Genomic DNA, 13,916 nt, shown 5'->3' with positions numbered 1-13,916 from the left:
CACCATGACGACATCCATGAGCATCTTCACGATCACCATCGTCGGCCCCAACGAAGCCTTCACCAACCAGCTCTATGCCAATGGAAACCAGCAGGTCACGGTAACGGTCAATGTGACCAAGACGGTTGACGGTGTGGCGACCCCGCTGTCGCAGTCCGAAATGAACAGCGTCACCGTTGCTGAATATTCGTCGAATGTCTGGCAGTCAATGCCGACCGGCTGGTCCTGTGATACCAGCCAGAATCAGTATGACCAGGGCCTGCGCGGTGGCACCAGCTTCGCCGCCAGACAATCGGACAGCAAGAATGATGCCACGAATGTGATCTACCGATATCTGCGTGCCAATAATGGTGTTCCGCCGCTTCAGAACTATCAATTCATGGCGCGCATCACGCTGGATAACGGCACGACCTATACAACGCATTACGACACCGGCGACGTCGCTTTCGAGTCGAAGATCACGATCTCGCCGCAGCGACCCTATGTCATCAATGTCAGTGAGCTGGCATTTTCGCGTGAGGATGCCTATCATTCTGAGTATTCAAAGGGAAATGCGATCGACGTCGACACATATTACTGGACGCTGCCCAGCAGTCTGCGGGTGATGTCAGACTATTTTGAAGGTCAGGGGTATTCTACCAGCAAGCTGGTCTATGCCTATGCCATCAACAATGATGGAAACACCTTTCTTGGCATGGCGATCCACAACTACGTGACCTCTCTGACCCTTGGCGACATCGGTAACCTGCCGAATGACAGCTATTATGGGACCACCGTGCCGCTGATCAACAGCGACCGGATGATGCGCGGCGCCCGTTATCTGTGCAACGACCACAATTGTTCGCCCACCTATGACAATTATCTCTACTGGTCGATCACCGACAATCTGGGCTGTGTCAGCCGCTTCATCCTGAAGAGCAACAGTGGCGACCATGGCAACACGATGGAATTGAGCAACGCCTGACCCATAGGCGGATAGGCGGAGGAGGGGAGATACGGCCTCCTCCGCCCATTTTCACCAGGCGTTCCACCGAGCGACGAGGGCCGGGCATGACCGACAATATCTATTCGAATGCGTTCAACTTCTCATCCTATCAGGATGGCAAGGTCGACATGCGCACCGGCCAGTTCAGCGCCGTGGTGACGTTGGTGACGCTGCGGCCGGAGGGTGGTGGTGCAACGGGAACTCGTGACCTCACGCTGACATTCTCCACAGCCAAGACGACGAATGATGGGTATGGCATTGGCTGGTCGCTTAATGTGACCAGTTTTGATCCGGTTAATCTGATCCTGCGCCTGGCGACCGGCGAGCAGTACAACGCCAATCCGCTGCCGGCGGTGGGCAGCCTGCTGACCTTCCAGGATCTGAAACTTCAGAACGTCGCGGTCCGCCGGACCGGCTCAACCGTGCTGACCGTGTACTGCGCCGACGGCATTATCGAGACGCTGACCCGGCCGACCGGCAGCGGCAATTATCGCACGACCGCGCTGAGCTTCGAGAATGGCGAGAGTCTGACTTACAGTTATACGTCGAGCGGCTGGCTGTCGCGGGTCGCGGCCAATCAGACCGGCACGCTGTTTCTGGACGCCAGCTATCTGTCGGGCACGATCTCGCGGGTGACCACGGTCGCGACCGCCGGGCGGCGGGCGGCGGTCGGCTTCGTGTCGCAGAACGGCCTGCTGACCAGCATCTCGATGCCCTATGACGCCTCGGGCTCATCCGGCGCCGCGCGGCTCTATAGCTACAAGAAATTCGCCAACGGTATGTACGGGATCACCCAGATCCGCAATCCGATGGGCGGCGTTGATCTGGTGACCTATCAGGAACGCGCCTTGCCCTATGGCAACAACGCCTATCTCCCGGCCGTGCAGATCTGGGAGCGTCAGCCACAGGCGGGGCAGCCGTCGATCGTGACCCGCTATGCCTATAGCCCGACCAAGAATTTCACCGGCAATCCGATTCCGGGCGGGTTTACGCCTGGTGTCGACAATCTCTACAAAAATTCAGGTGCTTACGAATATTGGTCCGAAGCCCGGACCCTCGATCCAGACAATGGCAACGCGACCCTGGCCGTCACCACCACCACCTATAACAAGTTTCACCTGATGACCCGTCAGGTTCGTCAGCAGGGCACCGCGACCAAGACCACGACCATTCTCTATAATGATCAGCCCAATGTCGGGTTCTCGGCCCAGCCGGCCAATCTCCAGATCCCGCGCCAGGTGACCAATGTCTATACGACGTCCGGATCATCGGGGAGCCGCCAGGAGGTGACCACCACCACCTCGGACGGCTATGGCAACATCCTGTCGCAGATCGACCCCTCGGGCCTGCGGATGGATTACGACTATTATCCGGTGGCCGGTCAGAGCGGCGCCTGCCCGGCCGAGCCGAACGGCCTGTTCGTCCGGTTCCGCAAGACCGAGCGGGCGACGCCCGCCGGTGGCAACGGCACGACCCGGCAGGTGGGCACGGTGTATATCCAGGTGCCGCGGCTCGACGGCGCCGGCTATTTCGTGCAGCCGCGCACCGATACGGTCAGCAACGGCTCCGTGACGAATTATGTGGTCGGCATCGATTCCGGCCGACCGACGACCTATGGCCGGCTTTCCAGTCTGACGGTCGTTCAGGACGGCCTGACGACCACCACCGGCTTCAGCTATACCACCACCGCCTATGATCTGACCGAGACCCGCACCATCACCGGCGCCGACCGCACCACCAGTGTGGCGATCCGCCGCTTCCAGCCGGCCACCAACCAGTTGCTGGAGGTGCAGTCGAGCAATGGCAATCCGATCGTCTATGATCATGACGTCGCCGGCCGGGTGACGGCTGAAACCGTGGCGCCGGGGACCGCCGGGCAGGCGCGCCGCGCCTATGCCTACAGCTTCTCGCAAGGCGGCACGCCGGCGCAGATGCGGACCACCGACGCCCAGGGCAAGGTGTATGCCACCAGCTATGACGGCCTGGGCCGGATGGTGGCCTCGGTGGAAGTGCTGAACGGATCGACCCAGCGCCAGATCAGCACCACCAGCTATGACCGCATGGGCCGCAAGGTCACCGATACCAAACGCGATGAGGCGGGCGGCACCTCGCTGGTGCTGACCACCCGCTATGCCTATAGCGACTGGGACGACGTCGCGCGGACCACCAACCCCGATGGCAGTGTCACCCTGTCGCTGCGCGACCGGGTGGCGAACACCATGACCACCGGCACCCAGGGGCTGAACACCACCATCACCAGCTTCAATGCCTTCGACAAGCCGGTGACGGTGGTTCAGGTCGACAGCAATGGCGGCCGGATACAGACCCTGACCCGCAGTTATGACGGCTTCGGCCGGTGCACGGCGCTGACCGATGTCGATGGCAATGTCACCCAGTACAGCTATGACGCCTTCGACCGCGTGACCGCGATGCAGGCCCACCCGGCCGACCGGACGGCGCCGCGCAGCGTGATCATCAGCTATGCCCCCGGCACCAGCGCCGACCTGCGCACCGGCATCACCGTGAACGGCCGCTCGCTCGGCAGCCGCGGCTATGACGGCGTCGGGCGTCTGGTCAGTGAGAGTCTGGGTGAGGGCGTCACCACCTACAGCTATCAGGGCAGCGCCACCCGGCCTGCCACCAAGGTGACCCCACGGGGGATCCGGCAGACCTTCAGCTATGACACCGCCAACGACTCCATCGCCGCTGTGGCACTCAACGGCGTGTCGGCCGCCAGTTTCTCGTATATCGGGACAAGTGGCCAGATCTCGGCCGCGAACAATACCACGGCGACCCGCGCCCGGACCTATGACGGCTATCAGTTCCCCAGCACCGATGTGCTGACCGCCGAGGGCACGCCGGCCACCACCCGCTATACCCATTCACCGGCGGGACGGCTGACCCGGCTGGATGCCCCGACCGGCGACGCCGAGACCCGCAGCTATGACGGCGTCGGGCGGCTGTCGCGGATCAGCAATGGCAGTTGCACCATCAATCACGGCTATGACGGCTATGGCCGGCTCGTGTCCACGACGGTTTCGGATGGCGGCATCTCGCTGAGCACGACCGTCACCTTCGACAGCTATGGCCGCGAGGCCACGCGCAGCTTCAGGGTTGGCGGCAGCATGATGCGGTCGGTCACCCGCAGCTATGCCCGCAACGGCAACCTCGTCAGGCGCCTGACCACCGATGGCGGCGGCGGCACGCTGAGCGATGAACGCTTCACCTATGACGCCTATTCCCGGCTGATCAGCTATAGCTGTTCGGGCAGCCAGCATCCTTGCGACAATCTGGGCCGCGCGCTGGCGGCACAGACCTATGTCTATGACGCCTTCGACAATCTGACCCAGTGCACCAGCACCTTCACCACCGGCCAGAGCGATGTGTGCACCCGCAGCTTCGGCGCCGCGAACCCGACCCGGCTGACCGCGATCGCGACCAGCAACCCGTCCAGCTATCGCGTGCCGGTCTATGACCAGAGCGGCAATCTGGTCGACGATCAGGCCGGCCGCAGCTTCACCTATGATGGCCTCGACCGCCTGACCGCCTGCTCCACGACCGGCGGCTATGGCTATGACGCCGAAGGGCGGCTGGTCGTTCAGACGGCCACGGCGGCCACGCCGCTGCGGCTGCATTATGCCGATGGCAGCGGGTTGATCGCCGAGACCCAGGGCGATGCGGCGATCCGCTATCGGCGCGACGGCGCCCAGACCCAGGGTCGAAGCCGGCGGCCATCCGGCGGTGCCGCGACCTCTGAGGCCGATCTTCTGGACGCGGCCGGCAGTGTCATCGGGGTTCTGGGGGCATCCGGCGCGCCCAGCAACCTGCTCTACACCCCCTATGGCCAGTCCGGCCCGGCGGGTGTGGGACCGGGAACCCCGCTGATCGATCAGGGGCGGATCGGCTTCAATGGCGAACGGCTGGACGCGATGGCGGGCCTGTATCATCTGGGCAATGGCCGCCGGCCCTATAGCCCTGATCTGATGATGTTCCTGACCCCCGACCCGATGGCGGTGTTCGGTGGCGCCGGCTACAACGCCTATGGTTATTGCCGTGGCGACCCGGTGAACCTGTCGGACCCGAGCGGGCTGCTCAGCAGCGGCTGGAGCCTGGGCCTTGCGATCCTGGGCTTCGTGCTGGCGGTGGCGCTGGTGGTGGCGGCGATCCCGACCGGGGGTGCCTCGCTGAGCGGCCTGGCGCTGGTCGGCATGATCGGCGCGTCGCTGGGCGTGGTCAGCGCCGAGCTTGGGCTTGCAAGCGCGATCATGGGTGTGGTTGACGAGAAGAACGGCTGGGACCGGTCGGATACCATCCGCAAGCTGAACATCGCCTCGCTGGCCTTCGGTGTGGCCTCGATGGCGACATCCGGCTTCGCCGCCGCGGCCAATGCCTATAAGGCCGCCCGCACCACGACCCTGACCCTGGCCACCGCCGAAGAGGCGGCGGGCATCACCGCCCGTGATATCCAACTGGCCGATCTGACCGGTGCTGCGGTGTTCAACAGCGTCACCACCAATGCTGAGCGGGTGGCCGCGGCCGGGGGCGCCGCGGCCAAGACCTTTTTCGGCATCGACAGCCGGATCTGGGCCACCGGGATCGGGGTTTCCAACGTGCTGCTCGGCAGTTATTTCGTGGTGTCGGGCAGCATCGATCTGGCCAATCCCAGCGGTGGTGCCGCCACCTCGGGCGGCGCCAACGGCAATGGCCAGACCGAGGCGGCGCTCAGGGCGCCATCAGGCAATGCGCCGGCATCGATGGAGCCCTATCGTCCGGCGGTGCGGGTCTATGAGGACTCCCTCGCCAGCCGGCAGGACTATGACCAGGAGTTCCAGCGCCAGGCCCACCGGGTGCGGCGAAGCTTCTCGGCCGATCTCGGCATGGCCGGCTGAGGCCGGCGGCGCGAACATGCGCCGGTGATTTAAGAACAGCCACTGGCGGTGGCGGGCGGGCGGGTCTAGGATCGCGCTGACGCCCGCCGCCGCCGATATCCGGGCGTCGACCATTTCCCCCCGCCGCCGGACCCCGCCGCCTCATGTCGTCTCGCCAGTCGGACCAGACCGCCTCGATAACCACGCCCTCGGCAACGCCGGCCAGCCTGGGGCGGCCGATCGCGGCAGCGCTGGGTGCCTATGTCACCTGGGGGCTGTTTCCGCTGTACTTCGCGGCGCTGTCGACGGTGCCGGCATCGGAGGTGCTGGCCAACCGCATCCTGTGGTCGCTGCTTCTGGTGGGGCTGATCGCCATGGCCGGCCGCCACCGGGCCGAAATCCGTTCGATCATCGTCCGGCGGCGCATATTGGGATTGCTGTGCCTGAGCGCGCTGGCGATCGCCTGCAACTGGCTGGTCTATATCCATGCGGCGCAAAGCGGTCATGCGGTGGATGGCAGCCTGGGCTATTACATCAACCCGCTGGTCTCGGTGGTGCTGGGGGTGGTGTTTCTGGGCGAACGGCCGCGCGCCGCCCAGATCGTGGCCTTCCTGCTGGCACTTGCCGGCGTCGTCTGGATCGCGGCCGCCGGCCAGGGGCTGCCCTGGATCGCGATCGCGCTGGCCTTGAGCTTCGGCGCCTATGGCCTGTTGCGCAAGATCGCGGCGGTGGGCGCCCTGGCCGGGCTGCTGATCGAAACCCTGGTGCTGGCGCCGCTGGCGCTGATCTGGCTGGCGGTGCTGTGGGGGCGAAGCGAGATGGCGATGCCCGTGGCCGACCCGCTTGTCGTGGTGCTGCTGGTCGCGACCGGCGCCGTCACGGCGGTGCCGCTGCTGATGTTCGGCTTCGCGGCCCCGCGTCTGCCACTGGGCTTGCTGGGCTTTCTGCAGTATGTAAACCCCACCTGCCAGCTAGCCGTCGCCGTTTTCCTGCTGGGGGAAACGGTCTCCGACGCCCATGGCGTCGCCTTCGTGCTGATCTGGATCGCACTCGCCTTGTATACCGGCGACGCGGTTCTGGCCCGGCGCCGATCTCTGCGCTAAAGTCCGCCCCATGCGCACACTTTATCATCACTGGCTGAACCCTGGTTGCCGCGCCGTTCGACTGGCGCTCGGCGAAAAGCAGCTCGACCACGACCTGCAGCTTGAAAAGGCTTGGGAACGCCGGACCGAGTTTCTGAGGTTGAATCCGGCCGGGGTGCTGCCGGTGCTGGTCGAGGCCGACGACACCGTCGTGGCCGGCCATCGCACCGTGCTGGAATATCTGGAAGAGGCCTATCCCGACCTGCCCCTGCTGCCCCGGCGGCCGGCCGAGCGGGCGGAGGTCCGCCGGCTGATCGACTGGTTCGATTATAAGTTCTCGGACGAGGTCACCCGCAACCTGGTGGGCGAGAAGGTCGACAAGCGGCTGGCGGGGCTGGGGCAGCCGACCTCGGCCGCGATCCGTGCCGGGCTCGCCAATATCAATTACCACCTGGAATATGTGGCCTATCTGACCGAGCGCCGCCGCTGGCTGGCCGGCGACCAGTTGTCGCTGGCCGATATCGCCGCCGCCGCCCATCTGTCGGCGATCGATTATCTGGGCGACGTGCCCTGGGTCCGCCATCCGGTGGCCAAGGAATGGTATGTCCGCATCAAGTCGCGCCCCGGCTTCCGGTCGATGCTGAAGGACCGGATCATCGGGATCGCGCCCTCGGCGCATTATGGCGATCTCGACTTCTGATCAGCCGCGGCCGCGCCGCAAGGGGCCGCCGCGCGATCTTGACGCCGCCGGCTGGAGTGCCGCGATCCGCGCCGAGGCGCTGGCCCTGGGCTTCGATGCGGTGGGCTTCGCGCCGGCGCGCCTGCCCGATGCGGCCGGGGCGGCGCTGGACCGGTTCATCGATCTGGGCCGCCATGGCGAGATGGCCTGGCTGGCCGATCGTCGGGCGTGGCGGCATGACCCGACCGCGATGTGGCCCGATGCCCGAAGCGCCATCGTGGTGGCGCAGGCCTATACCCCGGCGCTGGACCCCGATGCCGCTCCACTTGCCAATCTGGCCCGCCCCGATCGGGGCAATATCTCGGTCTATGCCCGTGGCGACGACTATCATGAGGTGGTCAAGGCCCGGATGAAACGGCTGGGGCGCTGGCTGTGGGATGAAAGCGCCCTGCCGCTGAAGGTGTTCGTCGACACGGCGCCGGTGATGGAAAAGCCGCTGGCGGCGCTGGCCGGCCTGGGCTGGCAGGGCCGCCACACCAATCTGGTCTCGCGGCGGCTGGGATCGTGGAGCTTCCTCGGCGTGGTGCTGACCGCGCTGGACGTGGCCCACGACCAGCCCCATGCCGACCGCTGCGGCAGTTGCCATGCCTGTCTGGACGCCTGCCCCACCGCCGCCTTCCCGGCGCCCTATCAGATCGATGCCCGGCGCTGCATCTCCTATCTGACCATCGAGCTGGACGGGCCGCTGCCGGTGGAATTCCGCCATGCCATGGGCAATCGCATCTATGGCTGCGATGATTGCCTGGCGGTCTGCCCGTGGAACAAATTCGCGGCGGCGGCGTCCGAGATGCGGTTGCAGGCACGCCCGGCCCTGACCGCGCCGGCGCTGGCCGATCTGGCCGGGCTGGATGACGCGGCCTTCCGTGCCCTGTTCGCGAAGACCGCGATCAAGCGCATCGGCCGCGACCGCTTCGTGCGTAACGTGGCCATCGCCATCGGCAACAGCGGCGATGCCACCCTGGTGCCGGCGCTGATGGCGTTGCTGGACGATCCGGCGGCACAGGTGCGGGCAATGGCGGTCTGGGCGGCGGCGCGGCTGCTGCCGGCACCGGCCCTGCGGGCCGAGGCCGCGCGTCGCGCCCCCGCCGAACCCGACGATGACGTGCTGGCCGAATGGCGCCGCGCCGTTGCCGCTGACAAGGAGCCTGATGCATGACGACCGATGAGCCCGCCGATGAGCCGACCGATGAGTCGACCGATCCTGTGGCCCTGCTGGCCCCTGTGGCACAGGGTGGCGCCCTGCTGTTCTGCTTCGGGCTGGGGTTCTCGGCGCGGGCGCTGGCGGCGGCCTGGATGGCGGCGGGGGGGCGGGTTGCCGGCACCTGCCGGGGGCCGGAGAAGCAGGCGGTGTTGCGCGATGCCGGCATCGCCGCCCATCTGATGACCGGCGACCGGCCGATGGATGCGGCGGGTGTGGCCGATCTGGGCCGGGCCGTGGCGATCCTGTCGTCGGTGGGGCCCTCATCGGTGGAGGGAGCGCGAGAGGATGGCGGCCCGGCTGATGGTGCGGCCGATGGCGCGGCCGACCCGGTGCTGCGGCTGCATGGCGCCGATATCGCGGCGGCGGCCGCGGCGGGTCTGGCACGGGGGGCGGCACCCTGGATCGGCTATCTGTCGACCACCGGGGTCTATGGCGATCATGGCGGCGGCTGGGTGGATGAAGACACGCCCACGGTCGATGCGGGCGGGCGCGGCGGCCGGCGGGTGGCGGCGGAACGGGCATGGGCGGCGCTGGCCCCGGCCGCCCCGGCACATCTGTTCCGGCTGGCCGGGATCTATGGCCCCGGCCGTTCGGCGCTGGATACGGTGCGGGCCGGCCGCGCGCATCGCGTGGTCAAGCCCGGTCAGGTGTTCTCGCGCATTCATGTGGCGGATATCGCGGCCGTGCTGGCGGCATCGATCGCGGCCCCGGCGCCGGGGCGCGCGTATAATGTCTGCGACAACGAGGCGGCACCACCGCAGGACGTGATCCTGCATGCCTGCCAGCTTCTGGAGGTGACGCCACCGCCGGAGGTGCCGTTCGAACAGGCCACCCTGTCGCCGATGGCGCGCAGCTTCTATGCCGACAACAAGCGGGTCCGCAACACCCGCATCCGCGAGGAGCTGGGCGTGCGGCTGCGCTATCCGGATTATCGGGCCGGATTGGCGGCACAGCTTGCGGCCGAACGGTCGCAGACGATCGGGCCATCGCCGGCTTAACAAAACGACATCTATTCGGGCGAGACCGCGATTGCCGGCTCGTGCAGGATGGCGGTATGTCGATCATCCATGACCCCGCAGATCCGGCCCCGCATGGTCCTCTGCCGGATGCCCCTGAACCGGGCATCCTGCTGGTCGAGGACGATCCGGGCATCGCGCGGCTTGTGGTTGATATGCTGACGACAAACGGGTTCCGGGCGGGGGCGGTGGGATCGGCCACGGCGATGGACGCGGTTCTGGCCGGTGGTGGCATCGATCTGATCGTGCTGGATGTGATGCTGCCGGGCGAAGATGGGTTCAGCATCTGCGCGCGGCTGCGCGCGCAGTCGGCGATGCCGATCATCATGGTGACCGCGCGTGGCGAAGACGGCGACCGCATCGCCGGGCTGGATATCGGCGCCGACGACTATGTTACCAAGCCGTTCAATTCCGGCGAACTGGTGGCGCGGATCCGCGCCTTGCTGCGCCGCAGCCGGATGACGGCGGCGATGGCGGCGGGGCAGGAGGCGACCGTCTTGCGCCCGCCGCCGCTCGGCTTCGCCGGCTGGCGGATCGATCTCGCCGCCCGGGTGCTGGAAGATCCCGATGGCGTGCGGGTGGCGCTGACCAGCGTTGAATTCGATATCCTGGCCGCCTTCTGCCGTCATCCCGGCCAGGTGTTGTCGCGCGATTTCCTGATCGAGCGGGCCAATGGCCGGCTGGCCGGAGCCGAGACCCGGACCGTCGACGTTCATGTCAGCCGCATCCGGCAGAAGATCGAGCCGGTGCCGCATGAGCCTGAATTCATCCGCACCGTGCGGCTGGGCGGATATGTGTTCACGCCGATGGTGCGGCCGTGCTGAGCCGCCGGCCGGCCTGGTCGCGATGCCTTGCCCGGTATCTGGTTCCGCGCGGCATGACCGCGCAGATCACCGCGATCGTGACCGTGGCGGTGGTGGCGGGCGCCGTGTTGGCAACCACCATCATGATGCTGTTGTGGGAAAGCGGTCCGGACGCGAGCCGGTCGGTGATTTCGGCGCGGGTCGCGATGATCATTCAGTTGGTGGAGGCATCGCCAAATCGCGACGACGCCATGCGGATTGTCGAGGCAGCCCGCGGCCATGGCATGGAGGTGGCACTGGTCGACGGGCCCCCGCCACCGGGGCGTCGCGACAGCCCGCCGCTGCGCTCCGTGACGTTCCGGTTGGCGTATGGCTGGGGAATGGACGTGGCGGTGTGGGACCAGTCCTGGGGAGACGATGTGGAGACCGTGATGGTTCCGGTCGCGGAGGATGCGCATCTGGTATTCCGGATCCCGCTGCAGATGGTGTTGTGGCGCGAGGTGGTCAAAATCGGTGGCGGGACGCTGATCATCGTGACGCTGTTCGTGGTTCTGCTGCAGGCCTATGCCCGCCGCTGGATCGCGAGGCCCCTGGATGCGCTGGCCGATGCGGCGGTGTCGTTCGGGCAGTCGCCATCGGATGACCGCCTGCTGAGCCGGCCGGCCCCGCGCGAGATCGTGAGGGTCGCGGCGGCGCTCGACGGCATGCGCACGCGCATCCGGAACCTGATCGATGACCGCACCCGCATGCTGGTGGCGATCAGCCACGATCTGCGCACACCGCTGACCCGGCTGGGCCTGCGGGCCGAGCAGATCGCCGATCCGGCGATCCGATCGGCCATGCTGACCGATCTGGACCAGATCGGCCGGATGTTGAACGAGACCCTGGATTATCTGCGGGATGATGCCCGGACCGGCCAGATGATCCGCTGCGACCTGCCGAGCCTGATCACCACCATCTGTTCGGGCTTCGCCGATGTCGGCCATGGCGTGCGCTATGACGGGCCGGCCCGCCTGACCTGGACCTGCCGACCCGGCGCCGTTTCCCGCGCGATCGGCAATCTGGTCGAGAACGGCGTGAAACACGGTGGCAGGACCGTGGTGGTCGGCCTGCGCAGCGTGGATGGCGGGATCGAGATCGTGGTCGCCGATGACGGGCCGGGCGTTCCGGCGGATCTGCGCGAACGGGTGTTCGAGCCGTTCTTCAAGGGCAACAGTGCCCGGGGCGGCGCCGGCCAGGACGGCTTCGGCCTGGGCTTGTCGATCGCCCGCGATGCGGCGAGGCTGCATGGCGGCGACATCGCCCTGAACGACCGGCCGGAAGGCGGGCTGGTGGCAAGGCTGTTTCTGCCGGCCGCAGCGCAACATTTCTTAACATCATAGCAAGGTGCGGACGGGCTTCGTTCGGCCGTATTCTGCAGGCCGTACATGCAGGACATGGAGCTTCAGATGAACGAGACCCTGCCGTTGGTTGTGACAACTATCACGCGCCGTTCTGCCGGGCAAAATTATTTACGCGGTGCTGTGGTTCCAGCCCTGCTGGTGATGGCGGTGCCGGTTTGCGCCGCCGGAGCGGAGCCTGAGCGGCGCGGCAATTGGAGTGTCACGCTTGGTGCCGGTGCCCTGCTGACGCCCGAATACGAGGGCAGCGACGAGATGACGGTGGAGCCGATCCCCTTCGTCTCGGTGGAGTGGAAGGACCGGGTGTTCTTCGACGTCCGGCGCGGGCTCGGCGTCAACGTCATCCGCACCGACCGGTTCACCATGGGGCTGGCGCTGGGTTATCGTCCGGGCCGGGACGAGGATGACAACGACCGGCTGCGCGGGCTGGGCGATATCGACGATGCCGCCCAGGGCAATCTGTTCGCGAGCTATGAACTGGGGCGGTACCGTGGCCTGGGGACGGTCAGCATCGGCGCCGAACTGGAGCAGGATTTCGGTGGTGGTGACGGCATGACCATCAGCCCCGGCATCGCGTTCGACCATCAGCTCTCGAACAGCGTGAGCCTGTCGACCGAGCTGTCGGCGACCTGGGCCAGCGACGACGAGATGTCGACCTATTTCGGCATCACGCCCGAACAGGCCGCCCGGTCCGGTCTGCAGGCCTATGAGGCCGAAGCCGGCTTCAAGCGCGCCGACCTCGATCTGGCGCTGACCTGGCGGATCTCGGACCGCTGGTTCACCCGAACCCATGCCGGGGTGGGATATCTGATGGGCGATGCCGCCGACAGCCCGATCACCGTGGAAAAGGTGCAGCCGCAAGTCGGCTTCTTCGTCGGCTACCGGTTCTGACCCCTCGGCGCCGTCGTTCAAGCCGGCGGCATCGCTCAGTCGGCCTCCACCACCAGGCGGGCGACCTCGTCGATGGTGCGGGTCAGCATGGCGATGTCGCCTGGTTCCGACAGGCGGTGATCGCCGCCCTTGACCAGCTCGACCCGGACATCGCGCGCGGTCAGCGCCTGGGCCGTATCCAGCGACAGCCGCCAGGGCACGTCCGGGTCGTCGAGGCCGTGAAGCAGGCGCACCGGGCCGTCGAAGCGGATCGGGCCATCGAGCAGCAGGTTGTCGCGGCCGTCCTCGATCAGCCGCCGGGTGATGACGGTGGGCTCGGGATCATAGGCCGACGGGATCTCGATCCGGCCATCTCGGAGCAGGGCCGCCTGCTGGTCGGCGGTCATGTCGGGCCACATCAGGCGCTGGGTGAAATCGGGGGCGGCGGCGATGCCGATCACCGCCTTGACCCGATCGGGTCGGGCCAGCGCCACGCGCAGCATGATCCAGCCGCCCATGCTGGAGCCCACCAGCACCAGCGGCCCGTCGGTCAGCCGGTCGATCATCACCAGCGCGTCATCGACCCAGCGGCTGATGCAGCCATCCTCGAAAGCGCCGTCCGACGCGCCGTGGCCGGAATAGTCGAAGCGCAGATAGGGCCGACCGGTGCGGGCGCAGAACGTGTCGAGCGCCATGGCCTTGGTGCCGGTCATGTCCGAGCGGAAACCGCCCAGGAAGACGATGCCGGGGCCGGGCGCCCACATCTTGGGCAGATGGCGGTGATAGGCCAGGGCGACGCCGTCGCCGCGATCGATGCGGCCCTCGTCCTGGCCGGCGGGATGAGGCGCGGCGCCGGCCGGCGTGGCGGGCCAGGTGGCGGGGGGCAGTCTGTCGGGCACGCTATCCTCCGTGATGGCGTTGGGTGTGTGACGGGCGGGCGGCGTGACGGGTG

General features: G+C 66.9%; 10 protein-coding genes. 9 read left to right on the top strand and 1 reads right to left on the bottom strand.

Annotated elements, in window-relative coordinates; all coding sequences use genetic code 11:
- The first annotated feature begins 4 nt into the window (after window positions 1–4).
- The 9 genes from WG924_RS15695 (at window position 5) to WG924_RS15655 (ending at window position 12,985) form a co-directional block, all read left to right on the top strand.
- The gene (locus WG924_RS15695) at window positions 5–964 is read left to right on the top strand and encodes a hypothetical protein (protein WP_345934012.1); all 960 of its coding nucleotides are present in this window, start codon (window positions 5–7) and stop codon (window positions 962–964) included.
- A gap of 86 nt (window positions 965–1,050) precedes the next feature.
- On the top strand, window positions 1,051–5,874 hold the full coding sequence (locus tag WG924_RS15690; RefSeq protein ID WP_345934011.1) for an RHS repeat-associated core domain-containing protein: 4,824 nt from the start codon (window positions 1,051–1,053) through the stop codon (window positions 5,872–5,874).
- A gap of 143 nt (window positions 5,875–6,017) precedes the next feature.
- A complete protein-coding gene (gene rarD / locus WG924_RS15685; RefSeq protein ID WP_345934010.1) occupies window positions 6,018–6,956 on the top strand; it encodes an EamA family transporter RarD in 939 nt (312 codons plus the stop codon).
- A gap of 10 nt (window positions 6,957–6,966) precedes the next feature.
- Entirely contained in the window at window positions 6,967–7,635 is a 669-nt protein-coding gene (gene fzlA, locus WG924_RS15680) for an FtsZ-binding protein FzlA (protein WP_188576497.1), read from the top strand.
- Entirely contained in the window at window positions 7,616–8,830 is a 1,215-nt protein-coding gene (queG, locus tag WG924_RS15675) for a tRNA epoxyqueuosine(34) reductase QueG (protein ID WP_345934009.1), read from the top strand. The genes fzlA and queG overlap by 20 nt, the downstream gene beginning before the upstream one ends.
- Window positions 8,827–9,873, top strand: coding sequence for a Rossmann-fold NAD(P)-binding domain-containing protein (locus WG924_RS15670; RefSeq protein WP_345934008.1), 1,047 nt, complete (start codon window positions 8,827–8,829; stop codon window positions 9,871–9,873). The genes queG and WG924_RS15670 overlap by 4 nt, the downstream gene beginning before the upstream one ends.
- A 56-nt stretch (window positions 9,874–9,929) precedes the next feature.
- The gene (locus WG924_RS15665; protein WP_345934007.1) at window positions 9,930–10,715 is read left to right on the top strand and encodes a response regulator; all 786 of its coding nucleotides are present in this window, start codon (window positions 9,930–9,932) and stop codon (window positions 10,713–10,715) included.
- 53 nt (window positions 10,716–10,768) lie between these two features.
- Entirely contained in the window at window positions 10,769–12,076 is a 1,308-nt protein-coding gene (locus WG924_RS15660) for a sensor histidine kinase (RefSeq protein ID WP_345934006.1), read from the top strand.
- A 141-nt stretch (window positions 12,077–12,217) separates the two neighbouring features.
- Window positions 12,218–12,985: a MipA/OmpV family protein gene (locus WG924_RS15655; protein WP_345934005.1), complete on the top strand. Its 768-nt coding sequence runs from the start codon at window positions 12,218–12,220 to the stop codon at window positions 12,983–12,985.
- A 35-nt stretch (window positions 12,986–13,020) separates the two neighbouring features.
- On the opposite strand, the gene WG924_RS15650 is transcribed toward WG924_RS15655, so the two are convergent.
- A complete protein-coding gene (locus tag WG924_RS15650; protein ID WP_345934004.1) occupies window positions 13,021–13,863 on the bottom strand; it encodes an alpha/beta hydrolase family protein in 843 nt (280 codons plus the stop codon).
- Between the last annotated feature and the right edge of the window lie 53 nt (window positions 13,864–13,916).

The sequence above is a fragment of the Tistrella arctica genome (genome assembly GCF_039630945.1).
In the GTDB taxonomy this organism is placed as follows: domain Bacteria; phylum Pseudomonadota; class Alphaproteobacteria; order Tistrellales; family Tistrellaceae; genus Tistrella; species Tistrella bauzanensis.
Note: the sequence above shows the minus strand (reverse complement) of the source record. Positions and strands in the feature narration are given on the sequence as shown.

Excerpts from the sequence above, each read along its gene's own strand:
- WG924_RS15660 (WP_345934006.1), top strand. The coding sequence starts at position 10,769 with ATGACCGCGCAGATCACCGCGATCGTGACCGTGGCGGTGGTGGCGGGC.
- WG924_RS15670 (WP_345934008.1), top strand. The coding sequence starts at position 8,827 with ATGACGACCGATGAGCCCGCCGATGAGCCGACCGATGAGTCGACCGAT.
- WG924_RS15695 (WP_345934012.1), top strand. The coding sequence starts at position 5 with ATGACGACATCCATGAGCATCTTCACGATCACCATCGTCGGCCCCAAC.
- WG924_RS15665 (WP_345934007.1), top strand. The coding sequence starts at position 9,930 with ATGTCGATCATCCATGACCCCGCAGATCCGGCCCCGCATGGTCCTCTG.
- queG (WP_345934009.1), top strand. The coding sequence starts at position 7,616 with ATGGCGATCTCGACTTCTGATCAGCCGCGGCCGCGCCGCAAGGGGCCG.
- fzlA (WP_188576497.1), top strand. The coding sequence starts at position 6,967 with ATGCGCACACTTTATCATCACTGGCTGAACCCTGGTTGCCGCGCCGTT.
- rarD (WP_345934010.1), top strand. The coding sequence starts at position 6,018 with ATGTCGTCTCGCCAGTCGGACCAGACCGCCTCGATAACCACGCCCTCG.
- WG924_RS15690 (WP_345934011.1), top strand. The coding sequence starts at position 1,051 with ATGACCGACAATATCTATTCGAATGCGTTCAACTTCTCATCCTATCAG.